Annotated in this window: 12 protein-coding genes and 1 tRNA gene; 3 read left to right on the top strand and 10 right to left on the bottom strand. The window is 67.8% G+C overall.

Annotated features, from left to right (window positions below; genetic code table 11):
* Positions 1 to 149: 149 nt before the first annotated feature.
* Genes ABDZ92_RS15235 through ABDZ92_RS15220 form a run of 4 tightly spaced genes read right to left on the bottom strand, consistent with a single transcriptional unit; the run spans position 150 to position 5,636 of the window.
* The gene (locus tag ABDZ92_RS15235; RefSeq protein WP_125960273.1) at positions 150 to 2,828 is read right to left on the bottom strand and encodes a valine--tRNA ligase; all 2,679 of its coding nucleotides are present in this window, start codon (positions 2,826 to 2,828) and stop codon (positions 150 to 152) included.
* A 58-nt stretch (positions 2,829 to 2,886) separates the two neighbouring features.
* Positions 2,887 to 3,342, bottom strand: coding sequence for a DUF2497 domain-containing protein (locus ABDZ92_RS15230; RefSeq protein ID WP_425542297.1), 456 nt, complete (start codon positions 3,340 to 3,342; stop codon positions 2,887 to 2,889).
* Between the two features lie 33 nt (positions 3,343 to 3,375).
* Positions 3,376 to 4,944, bottom strand: coding sequence for a TolC family outer membrane protein (locus ABDZ92_RS15225; RefSeq protein ID WP_125960275.1), 1,569 nt, complete (start codon positions 4,942 to 4,944; stop codon positions 3,376 to 3,378).
* 26 nt (positions 4,945 to 4,970) lie between these two features.
* The gene (locus ABDZ92_RS15220) at positions 4,971 to 5,636 is read right to left on the bottom strand and encodes a protein-L-isoaspartate O-methyltransferase family protein (RefSeq protein WP_125960276.1); all 666 of its coding nucleotides are present in this window, start codon (positions 5,634 to 5,636) and stop codon (positions 4,971 to 4,973) included.
* A 182-nt stretch (positions 5,637 to 5,818) separates the two neighbouring features.
* On the opposite strand from ABDZ92_RS15220, the gene ABDZ92_RS15215 reads away from it, so the two are divergent.
* Positions 5,819 to 5,892: transfer RNA gene (locus ABDZ92_RS15215), tRNA-Cys, on the top strand.
* 294 nt (positions 5,893 to 6,186) lie between these two features.
* Here the strand turns inward: ABDZ92_RS15215 and ABDZ92_RS15210 are convergent.
* On the bottom strand, positions 6,187 to 6,735 hold the full coding sequence (locus ABDZ92_RS15210) for a carbamoyltransferase C-terminal domain-containing protein (RefSeq protein ID WP_343763761.1): 549 nt from the start codon (positions 6,733 to 6,735) through the stop codon (positions 6,187 to 6,189).
* A gap of 247 nt (positions 6,736 to 6,982) precedes the next feature.
* Between ABDZ92_RS15210 and ABDZ92_RS15205 the strand changes: the two genes are divergently transcribed.
* Positions 6,983 to 7,339 (top strand): hypothetical protein, encoded by a 357-nt coding sequence (locus tag ABDZ92_RS15205; RefSeq protein ID WP_343763757.1) that lies wholly within the window; start codon positions 6,983 to 6,985, stop codon positions 7,337 to 7,339.
* Positions 7,340 to 7,548: 209 nt separating this feature from the next.
* Complete coding sequence (locus tag ABDZ92_RS15200; protein ID WP_343763753.1) at positions 7,549 to 8,391, top strand: phytanoyl-CoA dioxygenase family protein; 843 nt, start codon at positions 7,549 to 7,551, stop codon at positions 8,389 to 8,391.
* Positions 8,392 to 8,452: 61 nt separating this feature from the next.
* Here the strand turns inward: ABDZ92_RS15200 and ABDZ92_RS15195 are convergent, their stop codons facing one another.
* The 5 genes from ABDZ92_RS15195 to ABDZ92_RS15175 all read right to left on the bottom strand — a co-directional run bounded on the left by ABDZ92_RS15195 (position 8,453) and on the right by ABDZ92_RS15175 (position 26,665).
* Positions 8,453 to 9,463 carry a phytanoyl-CoA dioxygenase family protein gene (locus ABDZ92_RS15195; protein WP_343763750.1) on the bottom strand — a complete coding sequence of 337 codons (1,011 nt, stop codon included), beginning with the start codon at positions 9,461 to 9,463 and terminating at the stop codon, positions 8,453 to 8,455.
* A 20-nt stretch (positions 9,464 to 9,483) separates the two neighbouring features.
* The gene (locus ABDZ92_RS15190) at positions 9,484 to 10,335 is read right to left on the bottom strand and encodes a TauD/TfdA family dioxygenase (RefSeq protein ID WP_343763747.1); all 852 of its coding nucleotides are present in this window, start codon (positions 10,333 to 10,335) and stop codon (positions 9,484 to 9,486) included.
* 103 nt (positions 10,336 to 10,438) lie between these two features.
* Positions 10,439 to 20,128, bottom strand: coding sequence for a condensation domain-containing protein (locus ABDZ92_RS15185; RefSeq protein ID WP_343763744.1), 9,690 nt, complete (start codon positions 20,126 to 20,128; stop codon positions 10,439 to 10,441).
* Position 20,129: 1 nt separating this feature from the next.
* Entirely contained in the window at positions 20,130 to 23,492 is a 3,363-nt protein-coding gene (locus ABDZ92_RS15180; RefSeq protein WP_343763741.1) for a non-ribosomal peptide synthetase, read from the bottom strand.
* Positions 23,489 to 26,665, bottom strand: coding sequence for a MupA/Atu3671 family FMN-dependent luciferase-like monooxygenase (locus tag ABDZ92_RS15175; protein WP_343763738.1), 3,177 nt, complete (start codon positions 26,663 to 26,665; stop codon positions 23,489 to 23,491). The genes ABDZ92_RS15180 and ABDZ92_RS15175 overlap by 4 nt, the downstream gene beginning before the upstream one ends.
* Positions 26,666 to 26,670 lie beyond the last annotated feature (5 nt).

Raw genomic sequence — 26,670 nt, 5'->3', positions numbered from 1 at the left:
CCGGTGCTTGCGGCTCTGGGCTCCTGCTTTCGCTGGAGCACGGGATTTTTGGAGGTTTGCCCCCGCCGCTGAAGACTAGTGCTCCTGCAAAGGCAGGGGAGCAGGGCCAAGAGCGCTGACGCCCGTGGCCCTGCTCCCGCAGCGGGACCTTAGCCGAGCCGGCCCAGTGCCGCCTGGAGGCGGGTTGCTTCCGCCTGCTTGTCCGCGTGGTCGGCGCGGGCCTTTTCCACCGCCTCCGGCTTGGCGCGTCCCACGAAGCTCGGGTTGTCGAGCCGCGCGGCAAGCGAGTCCCGCTCCTTCTCCGCCGCGGCGATCGCCTTGGTGAGGCGGGCGCGCTCGGCCTCCAGGTCGACGACGCCTTCCAGCGGCAGCACGAAGGTCGCCTCGTCCACCACGATCTGCAGCGCGCCGCCGGCGGGAACCGCACCGGTCGCCACGTCGACACGGGCAAGGCGCGCGAGCACATTCCCCTGGGCCGCCAAGCGCTCGGCCGTCAGCGGCGAGGCATCGCGGACGTGGATCGGCAGGCGGGCGCCCGGCGGCACGTTGAGCTCGGTACGCGCGGCGCGCACTTCGCTCACCAGGCGGATCACCCAGTCGATCTCCTGGCTCGCCGCCGGATCGAGCGCGCGCGCGTCGGCGATCGGCCAGCGCGCGACGATCAGGTCGTTCGAGCGGGTGCCCATCGCATGCCACAGCTCTTCGGTGATGAAGGGCATGAACGGGTGGAGCATGACCAGGATCTGATCGAGCACCCAGCCCGCGACCGCACGGGTCTCGTCGGCGCCCTCGGCACCCTCACCTTGCAGCACCGGCTTGATGAGCTCGAGATACCAGTCGCAGAAGCGGCTCCACACGAACTGGTAAATGGCATTGGCCGCGCCGTCGAAGCGCAGGTCGGCGAAGGCGAGGTCGACCGCCTGCACGCAGGCGACCGTCTCCGCCACGATCCACTTGTTGACCGCAAGCGTCGCTGCCGGCGGCTCCAGCGTGGTGGAGGCCGTGATGCCGTTGGCCTGGGCGAAGCGCGATGCGTTCCAGAGCTTGGTCGCGAAGTTGCGATAGCCCTCGACCCGCTTCTCATCCATCTTGATGTCGCGGCCCTGGCTTTCCATCGCCGCCATGAAGAAGCGCAGCGCGTCCGCGCCATAGCGGTCGATCAGGCCGAGCGGATCGACGGTATTGCCCTTGGACTTGGACATCTTGGCGCCGTCCGCGGCGCGCACCAAGCCGTGCAGGTAGAGCTTTCGGAACGGCACATCGCCCATGAAGTGCAGCCCCTGCATCATCATGCGCGCATCCCAGAAGAACAGGATGTCGAAGCCCGAGATCAGCACGTCGTTGGAATAGCGCCCGCCCAAAGTCGGGTCGGTGTTCTCCGGCCAGCCGAGCGTCGCGAACGGCCACAGCGCCGAGGAGAACCAGGTGTCGAGCACGTCGGGGTCGCGGGTGAGCGCCACGCCCTCGCCCGCTTCCGCCTGCGCCTCTTTCTCCGTCTCGGCGACGAACACGCGGCCGTCTTCGGCAAACCACGCCGGGATGCGATGACCCCACCACAGCTGGCGCGAGACGCACCACGGCTGGATGTTCTCCATCCAGTTGAAATAGGTCTTTTCCCAGCTCTTGGGCACGATCTGGGTCTTGCCCGAGCGGACCGCCTCGATCGCCGGCTGGGCGAGCTTCTTGGCGTCGACGTACCATTGGTCGGTCAGCCACGGCTCAATCACCACGCCCGAGCGGTCGCCATAGGGCGTCTGGATGGTGCGTGGCTCGGCGTCGTGCTCGCCGCCGTCCTTGTCGACGTGGGGGACGAGGAAGCCCTCTTCCTTCAACCGGGCGACGATCGCCTTGCGCGCCTCGAACCGGTCGAGGCCGAGCAGCTCGGCCGGGATCAGCCCGTCGGCGGTCTGGGTGACTTGCGCCTTGGCATCGAGCATGTTGAGCATGTCGCGCGCCTCGATGCCGGCGCGCCGGCCGACCTCGAAGTCGTTGAAGTCATGGCCCGGCGTGATCTTGACCGCGCCCGATCCGAGCGCCGGATCGGCATGCTCGTCACCGACGATCGGCACCAGCCGGCCGGTGATCGGCAGGCGCACCTGCTTGCCGATCAGCGCGGTGTAGCGGGGATCCTCCGGATGCACCGCCACCGCCATGTCGGCGAGCAGCGTCTCGGGCCGGGTAGTGGCGACGCGGATCTCGCCCGATCCGTCAGCGAGCGGGTAGCGCAGATGCCAGAAGCTGCCCTGCACTTCGCGGGTCTCGACCTCCAGGTCGCTGATCGCGGTGCCGAAATGCGGGTCCCAATTCACCAGCCGCTTGTCGCGGTAGAGCAGCCCGTCCCGGTGCAGCTGGACGAACACCTTCAGGACGGCCTTGGAGAAGCCCTCGTCCATGGTGAAGCGCTCATTGGCCCAATCCATCGAGCAGCCCAGCCGGCGCAGCTGGCCGGTGATGGCGCCACCGCTCTCCGCCTTCCACTCCCACACCTTGTCCACGAACGCATCGCGGCCGAGGTCGGTGCGCTTGACGCCCTCCTTGGCGAGGTTGCGCTCGACCACCATCTGCGTGGCGATGCCGGCGTGGTCGGTGCCGACCACCCAGCGCGCATCCTTGCCCTGCAACCGCGCGTGGCGGACCAGGATGTCCTGCAGCGTGTTGTCGAGGGCGTGGCCGATGTGCAGGCTGCCCGTCACGTTGGGCGGCGGGTTGACGATCGTCCAGGGCTCGGCACCGGGCCGCTCGGGGCGGAACAGCCCCTGCTCTTCCCAATGCGCGTACCAGCGCGTCTCGATGGCGGCGGGATCGAAGGTCTTTGCAAGCTCGGTCATGGCCGAGCGCATGGCGCAGCCACCGCGCGGACGCAAGCGCGCCCGCACGGGGAGCGGCTTACTCGCGGCCGCTGATGCGGGCGATCTCGCGCGCGACCATCGTCTCGACGATCGCGGGCAGCTTGGCATCGAGCCAGTCGCGCAGCATCGGGCGCAGCATCTCGCGCACCAGGGCTTCGAGCGAATCCGCGCCCGGAGCTTCCGGCTTCACCACCATCCGCGACAGCGCTTCGAGCGCACCGCGGCTCGCCTCGGCAGCACGGTCGGACAGGATCGTTCGGTCAGGCTCGGGAGCCGGCGCAGCCGGCGCGGCGGCGGAACGCTGGGGCAGCGGATCGCTCACGGCGTCCTTCAGCTCCAGCACCTCATCCTCGTCGTCCTCGTCGTACACCGGGGCTGGCGTACGAACCGGCTTGCGGACGCGCGAGACGGGACCGTCGCCTTCCTCGGCGATGATCCGTTTGATCGACGAGAGGATGTCCTCCATCGACGTCTCGGTACTCATGTCCCCCACCGCGAACCTCATGGTTACCGTCTTCCTGACCGATCAGCTGTCGGGGTTTGCACGATTGGTGTCAACGGGGCGCGTCGCTGCATCGCCACCCCGACGATTGGCGGCGTCGGCGCCGTCCGTGATGCCATAGGGGTTCACGTCGTGCCGCAGTTCCGGCTCCAGCTCGCGGGTGACGACCGGCGTCTGGGCGGGCGTGCCGACCGTCGTGGTGGCGATGGGCTTGGGCGCCGGATCGCTGTCCCAGTCCCAGATGCGGTTGCGCACCCGGCTGTAGTTGGTGGTCGGGTCATACAGGGCGCCACCGTCCAGCCCCAAGTCCTGCGCCTCGGCCCGTCCCATCGCCGCGAGCAGCGCGAAGCCGGCGACATAGGCGTCGCGCCGCGCCGACACGAGCTGGACCTGCGAGTTGAGCAGCTCCTGCTCGGCGTTGAGGATGTCGAGGATGGTGCGCGTGCCGACGCTGTTCTCGGCGCGGACACCCTCCAGCGACAGGCGGTTGGCGGAAACCTGCACTTCCGAGGACTCGATTACGCGCAACGACGATTGCCAGGCGGCGAACGCGGAGCGCGCGTCGGAAACGACTGCCCGCTCGACCTGCGTCACCCGCTCGATCGCCGAGCTCTCCACCGCCTGCGCGCGCCGGACCTGTGCGGCAGGGCCGCCACCCTGGAACAGCGGTACCGACAGCTGCAGGCCGGCCGTGACGGACGCACCGTCCGGCGAGATGCGGATGCCGTTGATGTCGGGGATCGAGTTGAGAACGGTCGAATAGCTGCCGCCGCTCACCGCGGCCACCCGCGGGAGGCGGCTGGCGCGCGCGACGCGAACGTCGAAGCCGGCGGCGTCGCTCTCGCGCTGGGCGGCCTGGAGCGAGGGATTGTTGTCGACGGCGACCGACACCGCGCCCTGCGGGTTCCCCGGCAGGTTCGGCAGCTCGGGCGGGGGCGCCAGCATGCCGGGAGGGGCACCCGTCACCTCGACGTAATTCTCGCGGCTGGTGATCAGCTGTGCCTCGGCACTGCGGAGCTGCGACTGAGCGGAGGCGAGCCGCGCCTCCGACTGGGCGACGTCCGTACGGGTCAGGTCCCCGACTTCGAACCGATCGCGCGAGGCTTGGAGGTTCACCTCCAGCACGCGGAGGTTCTGCTGGTTGAGGCGCACGATCGCCTCGTCCCGCAGCACGTCGTTATAGGCGGCTACCACCTGGGTGAACACGTTCGCCTCGACGCTGCGCAGGTTCGCGCGCCCCGCCTCCACCCGCCGTTCGGCCGCACGCACCGAGTTGCGCACCGCGCCGCCGCTGTAGAGCGGCACCGACAGGTTGACCCCCGCTGCCGCCGTCCGCTGCGGCTGGGCGATGCTGTTGTTCGCCGTGTTGAGCACGTTCTCGCTATAGGAGCCGTCGGCGCTCAACTGCGGGAGGCCGGAGGCCCGCGCCAGCGGCACCCCCTCGTCGGTGGCGCGCAGGTTCGCGCGCTCCCCGGTCAATTGCGGGTTGCTGCTGTAGGCGCGCACCAGCGCCTCACGCAGCGTCTCCGCCTGGGCGGACGATGCCGCACAGGCAATGAGACTGACCCCGGCGATCCAACGAAACGCGCGCATACTCCCCCCCATGGTTTTGCGCGGCTTTAGAACTGGAAGGTGGGCGGTTTGGAGAACCCCGGCAGCACAACACAGTCCACATCCGCAAAATCGACCAAGCCGAAGCCGCCTTCGCTGCGGCGCCCGGCCGCAAGCCGGCTGACGCCCCGGTCGATCACGCCCGTCGTCACCCGGCCGTCGATCTTGGCCTGGTGCACGATCGCGTCCGGCACGAACTCGACGGCGCCGTCGATCACGATCGCGTCATAGGGCGCACCCTCAGCCCAGCCCTCGACCAGCGGCCCTTCGACCACCGTGACATTGGCCATGCCGGCAAGCGCCTCGCGCGCCTGGGCGGCGAGCGTCGCATCTTCCTCGAGCGCGACCACCGAGCCGGCGAGCTCCGCGATCACCGCTGCGACATAGCCCGTCGCCGCACCGATCAGCAGCACCCGGTCCGTCGAGGCGATCTCCGCCTCGTTGATGAGGCGCGCGGAGGCGAGCGGCGCGTTCATGGCGCGGCCATTGCCCAGCGCGATGTCGCGATCATAATAGGCGATCGGACGTGCGGCGGCGGGTACGAAACGCTCCCGCGGGACCTCGCCCATCACCTTGACCACCCGCGAGTCGTCGACAGCGCTGGTGCGAAGCTGGCTCGCCACCATCGCCGCGCGCATTTCCTCGAACCGAAGGGTATCTGCCGAACCGTCCATGATGCTCCTGTCGCACGTCTGTATTATTCGTGCAATACACTAGTTGAGAACGCTGCTATGTACTTCGCACGCGCGATGCCGCCAAGCGACCGCCGCCATTTTCTGGCCCACAGTGGAGCGAGGGCGGAAACCTGGTTGACCGCGGGGCGAAAACCGAGCAAGTGCCCGCCTCCCGACGTCGAGGCCCGATGGCGGAGTGGTGACGCAGAGGACTGCAAATCCTTGCACCCGGGTTCGATTCCCGGTCGGGCCTCCATCTTCTTGTCGATTGGCATAAAAGACTCCTCATTGTGAGCAAATGAGTAGTTTGGAACGTCCCGCGAAGGCCTTCTGTCGTTAATAACGGGCAGGATTCGCCGCCATTCCCGCGACATGTCCTTGATACGATTATGGCCTGGGCAGTGGGGTCAAGAGTATCAACGACGAAGCCTCGCTTGCGCGCTCCGGCTGGCTCGCCTTAGGGTCAGCCCCATCGAAAAACACGTCGCTCATTCCGGTCTCCTCACGGAGCCTGAATCAGATCGAGACGCGCCATCAAGGGGTCCTGACCCTAAGCCTTGGTCAGAATGAAAGGTGGCGCGATGAGCTTATCGATCTTCATTCTCCTGAACGCGGCGCAAGCGTCGGAAAGACTTTCGACGATGGACTCGTCCGCACCATTGAAGGACGTGTTCAACAACACGTCGAGACCGTCGATCCGCTCCATCGCAGCCAGCAGATCAGAGATGAACTCGTTCTGCTCGCGAGTCACCGTCTGAACCCGCGCCGATCCGTCAACATGGGTAATCGCACCAAGCGTTTCGCGCCATTCGGGTCGCACCCAGACCCGGCGTCGCATGAACGGCGATTCACCCGACATTTCGAGGTAGCGCGGCGCACTTTCCAATCTCATCACAGGAGCCAGAGGCCGGAAGCATTCGCGGTGCTTGACCTCGGCGTTGATGTAGCCTCCCATTTCCCCCTCGCGCGGGCTTGCGAGGATGCTGCGATGGCAAAGCGCGCGAGGACCGGATTGCAAACTCCCTTGATGGATCGCGACGACCTGCCCTTCGGCCAGCGAATGCGCGACGTCTTCGATCAGGTTTTCGCTTTCGGACACGGCCAGATTGCATTTCTTGGCGACGTCGTGGATTTCGTCTTCTGGCCGCGGTTTCGGAACACCGCCAGGGCATCCTGGCAAGCTAGGACTCTACTTATGAGTGGAGAGATTTGGCGAGCACGTCAGCGGATACACGATCAAAGTCATCCGAAGCGAACCAGCCAAACTTGCATAATCGACGCAGATAACGGCGCCGTACTGTACCTCCCTCAAAGTTAGTGTTAGACATTAAGCAAAGGAGAAGCTGATGAGCCTTTCTTCGCAGGCAGATCGTACCGGCACTGTTGGGATGTCGGGCTTCGCCGGCTTGAACCTGTTGGATTTCATCGACGTGAAGATCCCTGGTCAGGGTTGGCCCGCCAGGATCCGGCTTACCGGGGTGAGCGATGACGGCCTGGCCACCGCCAAGCTCGATTACATCGATGTCGACGGCACCGATATCGGGGTGGTAAATGCTTATCTTTCCAATAATCCCGAGCTGAAGCTGAAGGAGATCGATTGCAAAATCGACATCCTGAAGCTTCTCACGCACGGGGGCCAACTCGAGGTGGTCTTGCCCAACGCCGCGCGCCTGATTAGCAATCATGCGATATCCGCGGGGTAAGGGCGTGTTCTGCCTCACGCAGGCCCAGCCCGGCTGGCTCTTTCCGAAAAGGAGGATGTCGGCCGGGCCGTTTTTCGAGCGCGGGCGCCCTGTTTTGCGCGTACAGCCGTGGTGAGGTGGCAATGATATCCAGGTGGTTGCGTAAGCGTAGCAAGAAGCTCTCAATCCTACTTAATACGGTCCATCGCCGCGTCTTCGGGATCGGCCCGATGTTCGTGATGGCGCGCTTTCGTAGCTTTCGCGTGGCCTATAGCTACTCGCAGCGGCTTCGCCAGTCGGTCGACGGCCGCCGATCGCTTGAGCTTCAGGACCCACAGTCCTTCTTTAAGCCGCGGTCCGAGAGCCTCTTCGAGGCGATCGACACCAGTCGCAGCGTCGAGGAACTCCGTCAGGACGGCCTGTCGCTTGACTTTGATCTCCCGCCCGCGCTGGTACGCGAAATTTACGATCTCGCCTGCGCCCTGCCCCTCCAGAACTCGGTCCGCTCCCAACCCTTCCTGAAGTCCGAAGTGTCCGACGGTGGGCGCCTTCGCGACGGGCAGCTAGTTTCACTCGGGACCGCATACAAGAGCCGGAAGCTGCAACTGCTAAAGCACGAGTGCGTGTCACGGGTCGTCAATGATCCGGTCCTGCTCGAGGTCGTCAGCCGATATCTGGGATATTGGCCCAAGCGCCTCAGCGACCTTGAGCTTTACTGGAGTTTCGCGACCGCCCTCAGCTTCGAGGAGCAGATGCGGCAGGGAAATGCGATCGACTATCATTTCGATCTGCACGGATTTAACTTCGTAATGGCGGCCTTCTATCTCACCGACACCGACCGCACGTCGGGCGCGCATGTAATGTTCAAGAAATCACACAGGAGGAAGACGCTGCCGATGCTCTTCAGCTACTCGCAGCCAGCCGACGTGCTCAGGCGTCATTATGGCGGTGAGAATGAAACGATGATCGAGGGGAAGGCCGGAACCGGCTTCGTCATGGACAACTCGACCTATCATCGCGCCACGACCCCCGAAAGCGCCGATCGGCTGCTCCTGCGCCTGGTCTATACCTGAGCCACTCCAGGGTCGCCGGCGGTAGCCGAGGCTGCGCGCTCCGGCAACTTTCCCGCATTTGTCAGACGAAGGCTTGTTCCCCGCGGAGCTCCTCCGGCGTCGCAACCGCATTGCGCGGGTCGAGCGACCGTCCCCTCACGAGCACGCAGCGATGGCTGCTGACATCGAGGTTCGAGCCGTCGAACGGCTCGTCCGACTGGCGGAACGGATAGATCAGCGTGTCGGCAAAGGTGTAGCGCGCATTGATCGCGAGGCGGCGGCAATCGCTGATATTGGCGCTTGAGCCGTGCATGCACCGCTCAGTGAACAGAGCGAACTGCCCAGCCTTCATCGGCACCGACACGATTTCGTGCTCCCTCTCGTCAAAGTCCAGCGTGACCGCGCCGCGTTCGACACGCAGCTTGTCGAGGACCAGCGCCTTGGCTTCCTCGAGCGTCAGATTGGTCGGCGCGCCGTCGAAATAAGCAGACGTGTCGATGTCGAGAACCAGCGCCGACTGCCGCGCGCGGGTGACGAGCTGATCGAGCGTCGAAATGTCACGGAAGGGATCGAGATAGAATTCGGATTGGACGATCGGCTCCATCGCGATCGGGAAGCGCCGCTTCTGTGTGCCTAGGGCGAAGCGGATCGGCCCCATGTCCCAAGTCACGTCGTCGAGCGCGAGCCACATGGTAAGGTTCCACGGGGCATCGCGGCGATGCTCGGCCGGATAAAGGGCTGGTTTGTCGTTGCCGATCTCCTCCCCGTTGAAAGGACCCCATTCTTGATGCCACCCAAGCGCCTCCTCGCCGGGAGCCTTGGCGAAGATCTTGGATCGCCAGAGAAGGATGTCATTGCCGAGTACATCGGAAACCGCGTCGACAATGCGCGCGTCGGTGAAGAGATTGAGGACTTCAGGATCGATCAAATGCCAGTCGCGCACCGAAAACCGCCCGTAAATCGGGTGTGCATCGCGCGCTTCGAGCATTCGGTCGATCTTCTCGGCCGCACTCGCGAGTAATCCGGGTCGAATGCCCGAATCCAACGGACCAGCGAAACCGTTCTCGAACACGTCTTGAGCGATCTTGTTCATAAGCATCGATCCATTCATGACTACGGCATTGATTGCGGCAGCAGTTGACCCAGCATGACGTAATTCTCGCGTTCGCCAACAAAGGCCATGCGTCCGTGGGCGAACCGCCAGTTGTCGAGCATTAGGATATCGCCCGGATGCCATGGAAAGACCGTCCCGGCGTCGAGCTGCGCCCGGTAAATTGCGTGCGCCCAGTCGTCGGGGATAGCCTCGCCGGTGCCGAACCGCACGCTTCGCGGCGTCGTGTCGGGGCCGGCCATTTCCTCGAAGAAGGCGCGAACGTCGGGGTCGAGGAACGCCGGGTGATGCAGCGCGATTTGGTGGAAGAGCACCTCGCCCCAGATGGGGTGTGCAGCGATGGCGCAGGTCCGGTAGCGTGTCTCAAGCTCGGCGTTGCCCCGCCAACGAGTCTCGATCCCCTGCTCACGGCAGATGCGCTCGACCTCGCCGCAATCCTCTGTGCCGAAGAATTGCTGCCAGCTGACGTCGAGGCCGGGAATGAAGTTGCGGATGTAGACGAGGCCCTTCTCCGCCAGCGCGCGGCGAATTTCCGGCGCGAGCAGCGAGAGTGCCAGCCGGCCATCAGACAAGGGCGTTTCGCCTCCCTCGCGCGCGGCGCGCAGGCAGGCGAAGAAAATGTACCGCGGCGCCTTCGGCGTATGCGACGCCTCGTTGTGGAACAGGATATCTTCGGACGGCGGATAGGGCGTCGTGTTGAATACGCCGCTCCTGCCGCCGCGCGACGGCAGGTCGCCATAGTGCGCTGCCAGCGGCAGCCCCAAGCCGAGCACTACCGCCTCAAAATCCTCGATCGATCCGATGCCGGCGCGGTACAGGCACCAGCCGTGCGCCGCCAGCGTGTCCAGCGCCACGTCGCGAAAGGCGCGCCCCCCGGGGTCGATCGGCGGCAGGAACTGCGGCGCTTGCGCCAGCTCCTCGGCCGACAGACGGGTCCTGACCGTGCGGGCGTCGGCATCAGCCATGAAGGATGCGCTCCCCGAAGCGATCGCGGAGCCCGACGACCGACGCCGGATCGAAGCGCAGCGGGTCGAACGAGAAGCGCGCCATTAACGCGCCGTCGCCCCTCAGGACCGACAGCTTCAGGTCGTTCCAGGGCGGACTGCGCGTCGCGGCCACGTCGATGTCAAGCAAGCGTAAGTCTTCAGCCGACCGTAGGCGGTAGGAGAAGCCGAACGGCGCCGCCCCCTGCTCATCCACCGCGCCGGATGTGCCGGCGACCAGCCCGACGATGCGATCCGCCGCCGCGTCGTAATAGTCGGCGGGCTTGGCCGGATCGCAGCCTTCGAAGCGCAGCGGCGCGTCGGATGCGAACGGCCCGATTGCCCCCGCGAGCGCCGCCACCGCGCCCAGCCGGTCGCTCACCGCGCAGTCGATCATCGGCGCGCTGGCGAAGCCCGTATCAACCAGCGCCGAGGCAAAGGCGCCTAGCAGATAAGGCGGCACCGTCATGGTATAGCGCTCGGCGAACCGCTCGACGACGGCAATCTCGGTGGCCGACAGCGCTAACTCGGTCGTGGCGCGCTGCCGTTCGGCGCGGGGTACCGCTCCCGTCGGCGGCGACCCCGCCGGGCCGAGCCGTTGCTCGGCCGCCACCCACTCCGCATACGTAAGCGCGCCTTCAGGCACGGACACCGGCGCGCGCGGGGCGCCGCGAAGCTCGCGCAGCACCTCGCGCAGCAGCCGCTCGATTGACGTGCCATCGAAGACCAGAGCTGAGGCGCGGAGCACCAGTGTCGCGGCCCCGGCCGCATCCTTGATCGCGTCGAAGGCTAGCACGCCGTCGACCCGCGTATCGAGCGGCCGTGCCAGAAGCGCAGCCACGTCGGCGTCCGGCGGCACCGACGCGACGAAGCGCCGGCCCTCCCTCTCTCCGGCCAAGCCGCCCTCGGGCTTGAAGCGCCAGCCGAGGATCGGGTGCCGATCCTCGACGGCGGCCAGTGCATCCTCGAGCCGCCGCGGGTCGAGCGGCCGCCGCAGCCTGAGGACCATGCCGAGATGCCGGTCCTGCGGCGCCAGCGCCACGTTCCTGCGGCCGACCGCGCGCTGGTTGCGGACGAGCTTTTCCACCGTCTCGTCCGCCGCCGGGGCCTCGCTCGACGCGTGACCATTGCGGCGGCGCGCTAGCGTCGCGGCGGTGATCCGCTCCAGCGTCCGAAGCTCGAAGACGCGGATGACGGGAAGATCGACTTGGAACTCCCGGGCAATAGCCGCAACCAGCTTGGCGGCGAGCAACGAATGGCCGCCGAACGAGAAGAAATCGGCACGGGGCGGGATTTCGTCGACGCCGATCAGCCGACGCCAGATCTCGGTCATGATCGATAGCGCCAAGTCGTCGCGGCCGTTGGCCCCCCGGTCCGATTCGTCGCTCGTGACCATCGCCGTCAGCAGCCGCTCGTCGACCTTGCCCCCCGCCCGCATCGGCAGCTGGTCGAGGATGACGAAGGTTGCAGGGACCATATGCGCGGGCAGCTTTTGCCGCAGCCCGGTCGCGATCGCCTCGCGCAGCCGCTGTGTGAAGGCGCCGAAGGTGGGGACGTTTGCTAGCGGGGCGCTGTCGGGCAGGGGCGATAGGCGTGCAAGGGGCCGAGGCGGCGAATCGCCCGGATGCACGATGACGTCGCACCGCTCGAGCTCGTCGCCGACCGCGAGCTCGACCTGCCGGCCCTTCGCGCGCGCATCCTCGATCAACTCGATCAGCGCCGAAGCACGCATCGCCGCGCCACGCCGACCGGCAATCAGGAACGGCACGCCGTTGAGGCGTAGGCCAGCCGTGGGGACCTCGATCGCGTCGGCCAGCAGGCTCTGTTGCACCGACGGCGACCAGTTGCGTTCGGCCAGCGCTTCGCCCGCGGCGGCACGGCGCGACAGCAGCGCGTCATAGCGGAAATTGACCAGCTCGTTGTCGAACCGCACGGGCTTGCGACGGATCGCTACGCGCTCGTCCAGCCCGTTCTCGCGCGCGAACCGGACGAAGGCATGCGGCGCAACGTGCAGCTCCTCATCCTGCATTCGCGCTTGGGCGACCATCCGCTCGAGCCGGAGCGGATCGCCCTCGCCCGCGTGCCGGGCCTCGACCACCTGCCGGTAGAATGCTTCGCGCAGGCGGTAGTCGCGGACGTCGCCGATGAAGAGGTGGCCGTCTTCGGACAGAAGCGGCACCAGCGACCGCACCAGTTCGCCAAGCTCGTCGATGCTCGACATGTACTGTGCAAGCGAGTTGACGACTATGACGTCGAAGGACCGGCCCGCCAGCATCGAGGCGACCTCGAGCGCGCCAGCCTTCGTCGCGGTCAGCGACGCGAATCCGAGTCCTTCGGCCTTCCTCGCCAGTGCCTCGACCGCGCGTTCGGATATGTCGGTCGCGACATATTCCTGGGTTCGCCCGGCCAGCGATAGTGCGATCAGGCCGAGCCCCGCGCCAACCTCGAGCACCCGGCGCGGCGCGAGGCCGCCGATCAGCCGGACGATGTCGTCGAGCCATTCGGTCATCTGGTCCACCGGGATAGGGTCGCCACTCGCGGTATCAGTCCAGCCCGTGAAGTCGAGGACCGGCGACTCGTCTCGGCAGGCGGGCAGGTAGAGCGCGTCGAACGCCTGTTCCCATTGATCGGTCAACGCCCCGGCCAGACTGGCCGGCTGCGCGACGACGAAGGCTACCAGCGACTGGCTTGCCCCGGCCGACAGGCGCGATACGCGGCAGAACTCGACGCCCGGATGCTCGTAGATCGTACGCTCGATCTCGCCCGGCTCGACCCGCATGCCGTTGATCTGGATCTGGCGATCCACGCGGCCCATGAACTCGATCTCGCCGCTTGGCAGCCAGCGGCCGCAGTCGCCGCTGCGATAGAAGCGTCCTTCATGGCGGCCCATGCGCCGCTTCTGGAACTTCTCATGCGTCGCTTCGGGCGCATTCAGATAGCCATCGGCCAGATACGGCCCGCCGATCCACAGCTCGCCTGGCACGCCGATTGGAACGATCCGACCAACGGCATCCGCGATGGCGACCGTGCAACCGGCAATCGGCCGGCCTATCGTCATCGGCGTCTTGACCGCCATGTCGCGCGTATAAAGCGCAGTAGTGGCGTTGATGACGGCCTCGCAGGGGCCGTACTGGTTTGCGATCGGCGCCTCACTATAGCCGAAATGCCGCTCGGCAAGGTCAGGCGGACAGGTATCGCCGCCCGTCAGCACCAGGCGCACGCCCTTCAGCCCGTCGGCGACGTCGGGAGCATAGAGGCTGGAGATCACCGCCGGGATCGAGTCGATCACCGTCACCGCCTGCTGCGCGATTGCCCGCGCGAGCGCCGCAGCGTCGCCGAGCACCGCCAGATCGACAAAAACAACGGGAGCACCGCGCGTCAGTGGCCAGTAGAGGCAGACGATGCCGCCGTCGTAATTGAACGAATAGCAGTGCGCGAAGCGGTCGCGATCGGTGAAGTCCCCGAACAGCAGGTCGTTCGCCTGGAGCCGCGCACAGATCGCCGCGTGCGATACCGCCACCAGCTTCGGCTCCCCCGTGGTCCCCGAGGTGAAGGTCGCGAACGCCGTCGTCACCGGCCGAGCTCGCGGCGGCGGGAGCGGCAATCCCTCGTCTTGGGGCGCGTCGAGCGACACCGGTACCGCCACGCACCAGGCCGGCAGCGAAGCACCCGTCAGCGGCGATGCCTCGACCAGGCACCACCGCGCGCCGCATGCCTGCAACAGCGCTGCGCGGCGGCCCGCAGGCAATGCGGGGTCGACATAGCAGGGAACCGCGCCCAGCCACTGGCAGCCGAGCATCCCCAGCGCGGCGAGGCTGCCGCGGGGGAGCAGCACCGCCACCCGGTCGTCGATGCCGCACCCGGTGCGTTCCAGCGCGTCCGCTACCGAGGCCGAAAGCCGGGCAAGTCGCCCGAAGTCGATCTCGCCCGCCGTCTCGACCAGCGCTGGGCGCCGCGGATGTCGCTGCGCTGCCGCGTACAGGCGCCCGACCAGGGTGTCGCCCTCGATCGGCACGAGCTTCGGCCCCGCCGCGAAGGCGTCCAGCGTTTCCCGCTCGGGGGGGGCGATGACGTCAATGTCGCCGATCCGCCTCTCGGGCTCGGCCAGGCAGCTGCGCAGCGTCTGAAGATAGTTCGCGACGATGCGCGCCGCAGTCGCCGGCGCAAACAGCTCCGACGAATATTCGAGCTCGCCCGCCATGCCGTCGCCGCGGTCGCTCAGTTCGAGGCTGAGGTCGAACATCGCGCCAACCGCAGGCAGTCTCAGCCGCTCGCAGGGCAGGTCGCCAAGCCGCATCTCGGCCGAAGGCGCGTTCTGCATCGCGAACAGCACCTGGAAGACAGCCTGATAGTCGGCGTTGCGATCGATCTGGAGGTGCTGGAGCAGGACCTCGAACGGCACGTCCTGGTTCTCGAACGCCTCGATGCACGTCCGCCGCGTCGATCCCAGCAGGTCGCGAAAGCTCGTATCGGCGTCGCCGCGCAGGCGTAGCGCCAAAGGATTGACGAGGAAGCCGACCAGCCCCTCACTCTCCTGCCGGTTGCGGTTGGCGACGACGGTGCCGACGACCATGTCGTCCTGCGCGCTCAGGATGCGCAGCAGGACGTTGAAGGCGGCGAGCAGGGTCATGAAGTCGGTCACGCCCGCCTCTTGCGACAGGCGCCGGATGCCCGCGGCGACGTCCGCCGGGATGTCAAAGCGGATCTTATCGCCCGCCCAGGTCCGGCGCCCCGCCGGCACCCGGTCGTAGGGGAGCGCCAGCCGTTCGGGCGCATCGGCGAGCTGCCGCGTCCAATAGCCGATCTGGGACGCATGGCGGCCGGTCCGGCCGGCCCCGCGATCGTGCGCCGCGACGTCAAAATAATCGATCGCGACGGGCGGGAGCGCCGCGGGCCGTCCCGCCACCGCGGCGTCGTAGAGGGCGCTCAATTCGCTAAGCGCCACTCCCATCGACCAGCCGTCGGAAACGATGTGGTGACAGATCAGGCATAGAATCGTGTGCCCCTCGATTGTCGGCGCGGCGATCACGCGGATCAGCGGGCCGCGGGTCAGGTCGAAGCGGACGCGCTGCGCCTCGTCCAGCCGCTGCAGGATCGCCGCCTCGTCCATCGGCGGGCCGACGATCTCCAGATTGCCGCGCATCCGCGGCGGCAGCAGCTGCACGACGGGCATGCCGTCCTGCTCGGCGAAGGTGGATCGCAGCGCCGCGTGTCGCCGGCACAATTCGCCGATGGCCTGATCGAGCCGGTCGAGATCGACCGGCCCGTTGACGCGCACCGCCTGGGCGATGTTGTAGATCGGCGTGCCCGTACCCAGCCGCTCGATGAACCAGAGCCGGCGCTGGGCGTGGCTGGCTTCCAGCGGCGTGCCCTCGGGCCGCCTCCCGATCGCCTCGGCCCGCTGCGCCTGCCCGTCGCGCGCCGCCGTCAGGGCGTGGGCCAGCTGGCGCGGGGTGGGATGCTCGAACAGGTCTCGCAGCGGCACCGGCTGCCCAAGCGCCTGCTCCAGCCGGTTGCGCGCCTGCGTCGCGAGCAGCGAATGCCCGCCGCTGAAGAAGAAATTGTCGTCGAGATAGAACGTCCGGCCGAGCAACTCACCGAACACCCCGGCGACCAGCGCCGCGACCGATCCCGGCTCGGGCAGGTCGCGCCGGCCCGTCGCCCGGCTCTGCGACTTGGCAGCCAGCAGGTTGAGAGTGGCCAGGTCGCGCTTACCGTTGGCGCGCAGCGGCATCGCGGGCAGCGGGACCAGATGCTGCGGCAGCATGTTGGCCGGTAGATGGTCCGCCAGATGCGCCATCAGCGCAGGCTGGAGCGCCAGGAAGTCCTTCCACCGGATCACGGCGGCGTCGGACTCCGCGTCGTCCGCCCGGTCCGGGCCCGCGATCTCGCCCGCCGCCCGGCAACAGGCGGCCAGCGACGCGCCCGCCGGGACGGCGGCGAGGATGAAGCGGTCGGGAGCGGCGCCCGCCAGGCAGAGGTGGAGCTGCGCCCGATCGGCCGGATCGACGCGATCAAGCGCGTCGCGGGGCGTGGGAAGGTCGGCGACCGTGCCGGCGGGTAGAACCGACCGGATCGAGCAGCCCGGCGCCGCCGCCGCCACCGCGCGATAGAGCGCCGCCTCCCCCGCGACCAGGCCGTTGATCATCTCGCGCGCCTGCACTGGGGCCGCCGCGTCGTCGACGGCAGCGGGGGTCAGAATGACGTCGTACCGGAAGCGGACAAGTTCGTTGTCGCCGCGCGCGGTCTTCACCTGCACCAGCGGCGGCGCGAAGCCCAAAACGGCGGCCCAGTTCGAGAAAAAGGCCGGGGCGAGGCGAAGCTCGTCGTCGTTGAGGGCGTCGATCCGCGCCGATAGGCGCACCGATGCGCAGGTGTCGGCTGCGCTTGCGCGCTGCCTGACCTTCCAGAACGCGAAAAGCTCGTCGAGCCGGCGATCGCGGACATCGCCGACGAAAAGGAACCCGCCCGGCCGCAGCAGCGAGACGAGCCGGTCGAGTAGTGCCGCCAGCGCCGCCGGGTCGGCCATATACTGGACGACGGAGTTCAGGACGATCGCGTCGAACCGCTCGCCGGGCGGCGGCGCGTAGTCGGCGGCGGCACCGACATCGAAGGCGGCATGGCCGAAGCCCGCCTTCGCCGCATGATGCCGGGCATAGGCGATCGCGCGCTCGGAAAAATCGACCCCCCGATAGGCTTCGCAATGTGGCAGCAGGCGGAACCCCAGTGTGCCGATACCGCAGCCAAGTTCGAGGATGCGGCGCGGCCGCCAGTGGAGGATGCGCCGTGCCGCCTGCTCGATGGCGTCGAGCACCTCTTCCAGCGGGATCGGCGCGCGCGTGCTGCTGTCCAGCCATCCATGCGTATTGTCGGCGGGAACGACGCCGTAATCGAGGTCGGCATAGCTGTCCTCGAACACGTCGCTCCATCCGGCGACCGGGATTGAGGGCGTGGTCGAATCCGCGTCGGCGGCGGGGGTGACGAGGGCGACGATCTTGGTCCCCGCACCCGCCGCATCGACCAGCGCCACATGCGCGTCATCGACGCCGGGATGCTGCCGCAGCGTCGCCTCGATCATCGCGGGCTCGATGCGGACGCCGTTGAACTTGAGTTGGCGGTCGCCCCGCCCTTCATAGACGATGTTGCCGTCCGAGCGCACGAAAGCGAGGTCGCCCGTCGCATAGCCGTGGCCGTGGCCGACGAGGCTGCGGAAGCTGCCGGCCGGATCCGGCCCGACATAGCCGCGCGCGACCTGCACGCCGGTGACGAACAGCTCGCCGCGGAAGCCCGCGGGCAGGATCGCGTCGCCTCGGACGATCGCCAGATCGACATTGGGAATGGGCTTGCCGATCGGCAGCGGCCCGGCCGGCTCGTCGCCCTGCACCCGATAGCAGGTGACATCGACCGTGGCCTCGGTCGGGCCATAGACATTGTACAGCCGCAGCGCGTTAGCCGCGAGCACCGACGAGGCGAGCGCGGCGTCGAGCGCCTCACCACCGCTCATAATCGCGCGCAGCGATGCGGGGAAGCGGCCTTCACCCGCCAGGCCCCGCAGCTGCGAGGGCACGCAGTGGAAGACCGACACCGCTTCGTCGTGCAGCATCCGCATTAGCAGTCGCATGTCACGCTGGGCATCGGGCGGGCCGACCACCAGCTCGCCGCCGCCGATCAGGATCGGGAAAAGTTCGCGGCACACCGCATCAAAGGTAACGGCAGTCTTCCACAGCCCCCGGTCGCCCGGCTTCAGATCAAGCTCATGTTGAATCCAGCGGCAGACATTGGCGAGCCCCTCATGCGCCACCACCACGCCCTTGGGCGTGCCGGTTGAGCCCGAGGTATGGAATAGATAGGCGTCGCCTGCTGGCGCCGGAAAGGCCGCTTCGGGACTCGCGCGCGCCGTCGCCCCGCGCACCGGCGGACGCACCCAGTGCAGGTCCCCCCGAAGCGGTTCGGAGGACAGGACGGCGACCGGTCGCGCCGACCCAATCAGCTGCGCGACATAGTCGTCTGGCGCATCGGGATCGGCCGGGCACCAGGTGAGGCCCGCGCGCAGGATGCCGAGGATCGCGACCATCAGCGCACCGCTTCGCGGCAGCACCGTCATTACCGTCGCGCCGGGCGCAAGGCCGAGCGCCAGCAGGTCCGCCGCGAACCCCTCGGCATCGGCGATCAACTCGGCATGGGTCCATCGCTGGTCTCCATCGGCCAGCGCTGGCGCGCCTGGCGTCAGCGCGGCGGCTTGCCAGATCAGGTCCACCACCGTCGCGCCGAGCCAGTCGGGCCGCCGTTCGCCGCGCAGCAGCAGTCCCTCGCCCGCATCGTTGCCCGCGGGCGCACCGACCAGTTCGGCGAGGATCGCAAGATAGCTCCGGCTAAACCCCTCGACCTGTGCCGCCGACAGCCGGCTCGTCGCATATTCGATCTCGAACTCGGCCCCGCCCGACGCTTCGGTCACGAACAGGGTGAACGGAAACTTCGCCGCCCCCGCGGTGACCCGCTCGACCTCGACGCTGGCACCCGCCAGCCGGATCGCTTCATGCGGCGCGTTCTGGAGGACGAAGAGCGCGCCGATCGGCGAGTCGGCGTGCCACAGCCGCTGATGCCTCAGCCGGTCGATGACGGCATCGAACGGCGCCTGCTGGTTCTCCTGCACATCGAGGAGCAGCGCCTGCATACGGGCGAGCTGCACGTCGGTCGGCTCGTCCTGCCGAACCACCGACGGGATCGCGATCGTGTTCGCGAAGAAGCCTATCAGATTTTCGAGGTCGTGGAGCGGGCGGTTGGCGACCACCGTGCCCATAAGATACTCGTCCTGCTCCGACATCGCCGCCAGTGCCCGCTGGCATGCCGTCAGCCAAAGCGTCGAGAGCAGCAGCCGCCGCTCCCGCGCGAACTGCGTGACCGTTTCCAGCAGCCCCGGCTCAATGCCGAAGCGCAGCTTGGCCGCGAGCGCGTCCGCCGGCCCCTCACCGGCGCAGGGCAGCGACAGGTCGGGAACGCCGTCGAGCCGGTCGACCCAGAAGGCGACCTGCCGCTCGAGATCGGCGGACGACTGGTTCGCCTTCTGCCACTCGGCGAAATCGCCGAATTGGATGGCCATCTCCGGCAACCGAGTCGCCGGCGCGCCGCCGGCCGCCTCGTTGTAGAAGGCGCAGAAGTCGCGGGTCAGCACCGCGTGCGACCAGCCATCGCCAATAATGTGGTGTATGACGACCACCAGCCACGTCGCGTCAGGCGACAGGCGAATTACCCGGCACCGCATCAGCGGCCCGGCGGCAAGGTCGAAGGGCTGCCGCGCAATCTCCAGGGCGAGCGCCTGGGCCAGCGCGTCGCGCTCGCCCTCGGGTGACGACGACAGGTCGATCCGGTCGATCGTTGGGAAAAGCTGCGGCCGGACGATCTGCCGCACCTCCCCGTCGCTCAGCTCGAAGGTCGTGCGCAGGATTTCGTGACGCCCTTGCAGACCGTGGAGCGCCTCCTCGATCGCGTCGGCCTTCGCCTCGCCGCGGATCGCGAGGCGATAGGCCATGTTGTACGACGTGTCCTCCGGCGCCTTCTGCGCGAGGAACCACAAGCGGGCCTGCTCGTGCGAGGCCCGGACGCTGAAACCGTCCCGGATGCGCAGTGCCGTAGGGTCTGCTGCCGCTGATTCGTCTAACTGCATGTCAGCCTGCCCGCGGCCGCCTCAACTTCTTGATTTCACCCGGGCCGGATGGCGCGTCAAGGCGCGGCAACCGGGCCGCGAGTCCCGCCACGGTCGGATTGTCGAACAGATCGCGGATCGACAGCGAGGCGCCGAACCGCTTGTTCACCCGCGCCAGCAGACGCACCGCGTTGAGCGAGTGGCCGCCAAGTTCGAAGAAGCTGTCGTGGATCGACACGTCCTCGCGTTCGAGAAGCGCCTGGACGAACCCCAGTATCTCGCGCTCTTCCGCCGAGCAGGCGGCAGCTTCGGTCAGGCGCACGGTGCCCGCCCCCGCTTGCGGTACCAGATCGGCCAGCCGGCGCCGATCGACCTTCCCGCTCGTCTGACGCGGCAGATCGGTGAGCATAATGAAGGACCTCGGCATCATGTAGATTGGCAGGGCTGCGGCTAGCGCCTCGCGCAACCGGCCCTCGACTTCGCCCATGCCGGGCTGCGGCACGACGAAGGCATAAAGCGCAGCATCGGCGGCGTGGGCGATCACCGCCACGTCGCGGACCGCCGGCTGCCGCTTCAGCGCATTCTCGATCTCGTCGAGCTCCACCCGCGCCCCGCGGATCTTGACCTGCCGGTCGATCCGGCCGTGGAAGCGGAGCAGGCCGTCGGGGCCGAAGCGGCCCAGGTCGCCGGTACGATAGGCCTGGCCCGATACCCCGAAGGGCGCCGCATCGATGAACCGGCGTTCGTCCTCGGTGCCGGCCCGCCAATAGCCGAGGCCGACCGCGGCGCCGAGGATCACGATCTCGCCGATCGCGCCAGCGGGCAGTGGGACGAGGTCCTCGCCGACGATGACGATGCCGGTGTTGGCGATCGGCGCGCCCAGGCATGCGGGGTCGGCACCGCCGCGCGGCACCTCGAACGCCGTTACGTCGACGGTGCATTCCGTGGGGCCATAGACATTGTGCAGCCGGCTCTGGCCGGCGCGCTCGGCATGGCGGGCGGCAAGCGCGGCGTCGAGCACCTCGCCGCCGCACATAACGTGCGCGAGCGAGCGCAGCTGGTGGGCGGCACCCGCTTCCGCAAGCATGGCGCGATAGATCGTTGGCGTGGCGTGAAGCACCGTGACCTCGTGCGCCTCGACCGCGTCCAGCAGCGCGGGCATGTCGAGCGCCGCTTCGTCGGGCACCATGACGATCGTCGATCCGGTGCACAGCGGCGCGATCGTCTCGCGGAAGAAGGCATCGAAGGTGAAGGGAGTCTTGCAGAGCACTCGGTCGGTGCGCGTCATGGCGAGATAGCAGCCGAGCCACTCAGCGAAGTTGGCGAGGCCGCCATGCCCCACCAGCACTCCCTTGGGCGCGCCGGTGCTGCCCGAAGTGAACAGGAGATAGGCGGGGCTGTCGTTGCCGACGGGCCGCCGCGCATTGGCCGGCCCGGCCTGGGGCACGGCCGATAGATCGATGACCTGCGCGCCCGTATCCAGATCGCGCGCCGCGGCGAGGAAGCGGGCCGAGCTAAGTATCGCCGTCGGATCGGCCGCGCTTGCGATCGTGCGCAGCCGCTCGCCGGGGAAGTTCGGGTCGAGCGGCGTGAATACCGCGCCCGCGAGGAAGCAGCCGAGTAGCGCCGCGATCAGGTCGGGCGAACGCTCGTGCAGCACGCACACCCGGTCGCCCGGCGCGACGCCCTCACCGTCAAGCGCGGCAGCGACGGCAAGCGCGCGGTCGCGAAGGGTCGCGTAGCGCACGTCCGTGCTGCCGAACCGGATCGCGACCTCTTCGGGCGCCGTCTCGCATTGGACGAGGAACGGTTCGAGGATCGACTCGGCATGCGGATGTTCGGTCATCTGTCGGATGGGCTGGACAGGTGCGGGATCGTGAATCCTGGCGGCCGGGTCGTCGACGACTGCGCGCAGGAGCGCCTGATATTCAGTCACCAGCCCTTCGATCAGGGCGTCGTCGAACAGGTCGCGGTTGAACTCGAACTCGATGAACAGGTCGCCCTCGCCCTCGACTGCCAGCGCGTCGCGCGTGTCGGTGAGGAAGACGGTGAGGTCGAGCTTGGCGCCGCCGTTCGGGATGGGCTGGATGGTCAGGTCGAGGCCGCGCATCGCCACCCGACGCGCGGGCACGTGCGACACGAACATGTACTGAAACAGCGGGTGGAGGAACATTTGTCGGCCGACGTCCATCGCCCGGACAACCTCGTCGAACGGCACATGGCCGCGCTCGATTGCGGCCAGCTTCGAGCCGTGGAAGTGCCGGGCAAAGGTCAGGAAGTCCTCGCCCGGCCGGAATTCGACCGGCACCGGCAGCCAGTTGACGAAGAAGCCGAAGGTCGATTCGAACTCGATCCGTGGGCGGTTGGACAGCGCCACGCCGAGGACGAACTTCGGCGCACCGCTATGGCGGTGGAGGATCGCGGCGAAGGCGGCCGACAACAGCGTGCCGATGGTGATGCCGTTCGCAGCGGCGATCGTCCTGAGGCGGGGCGCGACCGACCGGTCGACGGTGAAGGTCGAGCGACCACCACAGTCGCTCCTCACGACGTCGCGCGACCGGCCGAACGGCCTGATCGCAAGATCGCAGCCGTCGAGCGAAGCCCGCGCCGCCTCGACCGCCGCCTCACGATCCGCGTGCTTCGCGCGCTGGCGCTGATAGCGCGCGAAGCGGCGATAGCCGCCGGGCGCCGGCTCGCGCATCGTCGGGTCACCGGTTCCATAGGCCTGTGCCACCTCACGAAAGGCGTGAACCAGCGACCAGCCGTCGCTAATGAAATGGTGGATCGCGACGATCAGTTCGTGAAGGCCCGGACCGTGCCGGAAGAGCTTCCAGCGCCACAGCGGCGGTCGTTCGAGGCTGAAAGGCGTGGTCGCGATCTCCGAGCGCCAGCGGGCGATGATCGCCGCCGCGTCGTCCTGCGCTGACAAGTCGGCAAAGGGGAGGTCGATGACCATGTCGTGATCGGTGACGGTGAAGCTGCGCTCGCCCCGCCGCGCGAGATACGTCCTGACCGCCTCGTGCCGCCCGACGACCTCGACCAGCGAGCGCGTGAGCCGCCCGATATCGAGATCGCCACGAAAGAAGACCGAGGCGGCGACGATATATGCGGCGCTCTCGGGATAGAGCGTCTCGAGAAAAGCCAGCCGCTCCTGCCCGTCAGACGGCAGATAGACCGAGAACAGCCCAGCACCCGCCGATCCGGCGGGCGCAACGGCGCGCAGATCCTCTAGATAGGCGCGGATCGCGGGCTTCTCCTTCGCGACCTGAGCGAGGAGATCGCCGGGCAGCGCCGCTGTCTCGCCCTGCAGCAGTAGCGCGTCGCCGCGCAGGCCTAGGAACACGCCGCGTTCGTCGAGGCGCTCGATCAAGCCCGCGACGGTCATAGCACGATGTCGATGTTCGCCACGTCCAAGTCGCGGCGCACCGGCTTGCCCGCCGCGGCCGCCTCGATCACGGGCAGGATCGCATCGGCGACCTGCGCCAGCGTCCGCGCGTCCATCAGCACGCCGAGACCGACTTCGATACCGTAGTCGAGGCTGAGCGCGTTGCGCATCTCCAGCGCCATCAGCGAATCGAAGCCCATGTCGAATAGATTGGCGTCGAGGTCGATCTCATCCTCCGCCACCTCCATGATGTCGGCCGCATAGCTACGGATCTTGGTGTGGAGGAGGTCGCGCTTGCCCGCATCGGACAACGCCTTGAACGTCGCCAGCAAGATGTTCCCGTCAGTGTCGCCGCGCTCCTCGCCCGCGGCCGCCGCCGCCGGTGCCGCGCCGTGTTGAACTCGGGCCTCGTCGAAGCGGCCGACGATCCACGACCCGCCGGGCTTGGGCAGCAGCATGCCCATCGCGCGCAGCGCCACCCAAGGCTCGATGCGACCCACGCCCTTGGCCGCGAACGCCGCATCGAGCGCGCTCGATGCGGCCATACCGCCGCCCTGCCATGGGCCGAAATGGAGGATGGTCGCCCGGTGAGGGGTGCCGTCGACCAAGTGCTGGGCGGCAGCGGCCATCGCCGCATTGGCCGCGGCATAGGCGGCCTGGCCGTAGGAACCGGCGAGCGCCGCGACGCTCGAGAACAGGACGAGGTGACAGGGGCGCCCCCGTTCGAGCAGCGGACGCAGGTTGAGCAGCCCGTCGAGCTTGGGCTCGAACGCGTGGTCGATTGCCTCGGCCATGTCCCCCCCCGCCTCACCGGGATCGATGCCGGCCAAGTGGAAGACGGTGTCGAAGTCCTGCCCGGCCTCCGCGTCGGTCCAAAGCTTCGGATCGGCGATCGACCCGCGGATTTCGCCGATCGTCCCCCGCTCGATGCGTTGTTCGAACGCGGCACTACGCCGCGCGACGATGCTAACGTTGCTCGCGCCTTCCTCCGCCGCCCATTCGACGACTGCCTGCCCGAGCGCGCCGGTACCGCCCGTGACGAGCACCGATCGGCCCGCCAGCACCGCCGGCCTTGCCCGATCGGCATGTCCCGCCGCCTTCGCGTCGCGTACCATGCCGGGCACATAGACGGCCTCGCCACGCATCGACGCCATCGGAATGGGGGCGTGCAGCAAGCCGGCGAGCCCGCCCGCCATCTCTTCGATCGACCGCGACGGGTCGAGATCGATGACGCGGACCTCGCCCCCGCCCAGCGACATCGACCCGCCTGCCGCCCACGCCGCGGCCGCGATCGCGTTCGGCAACGGATCGCCTTCCAGCACGGCGTTGGCCCCGCTGACGAGAATGACGAGCTTCGCGCCGGGCGAGCGCGATCGCAGGTCGGCGACCCACGAAGCGATCCGCGCGACGCCGGCGCGCGGCCCCGCTGCATCGCCCATCCGCCAGGGACCGGGCTCGTGCGCGAGGAGAATATGGTCGGCCTCGGCCGGCCCGGGACCGAACCCCGGCGCGGTGGCGACGTTCAGACCCTGCCTGGACAGCGCGGCGGTCCACGCGTCCGCCAATTGCGGCGTCGGCGCGGTCAGCGTGAACCGCTTCTCGCGCGGCGGCGATCCGGCGATCGGCAGGCGCGTCCAGCCCGGAACGAAGACCGCATCGCCCGCTACCCGGATCCGCTTGTCATTGGGGGGCAGCACCAGCCGTTGAAACGCGAAATCCGTGATCTGCGCGACGACTTCGCCGTTGGGCGCAGTGGCGACGGCGTCGAAATATTCGAGATTGTCGCACCGGCCCTTCGCCCGCGTCTCGACCCGGAACCCTTCGGCGCTGAGCGTGCCGATGGTGATCGAGCCGACCTCGGCCGGCAGCGCGAGCGGCATTGAACTGCCACGCAATCCTGGCCGAAGGCCGAAGGCATGGCCGGTCGAGATGATCGCATCGACGAGGATCGCCTCGGCGCCGCGCCCCGCCGCCGGCGCGCGCATATGGCTGATGGCCTCGTTCCCGCGCAGTGAGACGCGCTCAATCAGCCGGAACTTCTCGCCATATTCGCCGCCGATGCTGCGGATATAGGCATAGAAATCGTCGGCGCCCGCCTGCCATTCGGACTCGAGGGCGCGCGCCGGCGTCGGCGATGCCATGGCGCTAAATGCCGTTCGTTCCTTCAGCGCCGCCAGCATCGGCAGGGCTTCCTTCACCAACGCCATGTCGTCGAGAAAATCAACGAGACACGCGATCTCGTTCACTCCGATCTCGCCCAGCCGTGCGGTGGTGGCGAGGCCTGCCTCGACCGATCCGAGCAGCGACAGCCTTTCGTAGACGCGCGTCAGCTGGACGTCGGCCAACTCCTCGAGATTGCGCGGGGTCAGCAGCGCATTGTTACGCCCGCCCTGGTGCAGCAGGTCGCCGTTGCGCAGCAGATATTCGCGATAGGGCTGCGCCACACGGCGATGGGTCGCCGCACTGTCCTCACCGACAAAGGCGTGCAGCATTACGGTGACGACGCCCGTGGCGGGATCGAAGCCCGCCTCGCGCCGCGCCTCGCGATAAAGCTCGACCGCGTTCGCCAGCCCCTCCAGGCCAAGATCGACGAAATAAGTCAGCACGTTGGCGCCAAGCGCGCCCGCCAGCCTGAATGTCTCAGGATTGCGCGCCGCCGTTACCCACAGCGGCAGCTCGGGCTGCACCGCGGTCGGATAGACCCGGACGCTCGCCCGGTCCCCGCCCCCGCCTTGCCGCTCGGCCCGATTGCCGCGCCAGAGCGAGCGCAACTCCCGCACCCGCTCACCGAGCAGGCGGTGCCGATCCTCATATGCGTCGGGCGCGAAGACGAAATCGGATTTCAGCCAACCCGAAGCGAGAGCCACGTCGATCCTCCCCCGCGACAGATTGTCGACGACCGACCATTCCTCGGCGATACGCAGCGGATCGTGCAGCGGGGCTACGACGCTGCCCGCCGCAATCCGAATGGTGTCGGTCGATGCGGCGAGATAGGCGGCGAGCACCGACGGGTTCGGGTGGAGCGCGCCGAACGACTGGAAATGGCGTTCCGGCAGCCAGACTCTCCGAAAGCCGTGACGATCGCCAAATTCGGCGATCTCCCGGATGTCCTCATAGGAGTCTATGGCGCTGCGACCCTCGCCCCCGGAAAAGAACATCAGGCTGAAATCCATCGATC

It is taken from the genome of Sphingomonas molluscorum, from assembly GCF_039522995.1.
GTDB lineage: Bacteria > Pseudomonadota > Alphaproteobacteria > Sphingomonadales > Sphingomonadaceae > Sphingomonas > Sphingomonas molluscorum.
Note: the sequence above shows the minus strand (reverse complement) of the source record. Positions and strands in the feature narration are given on the sequence as shown.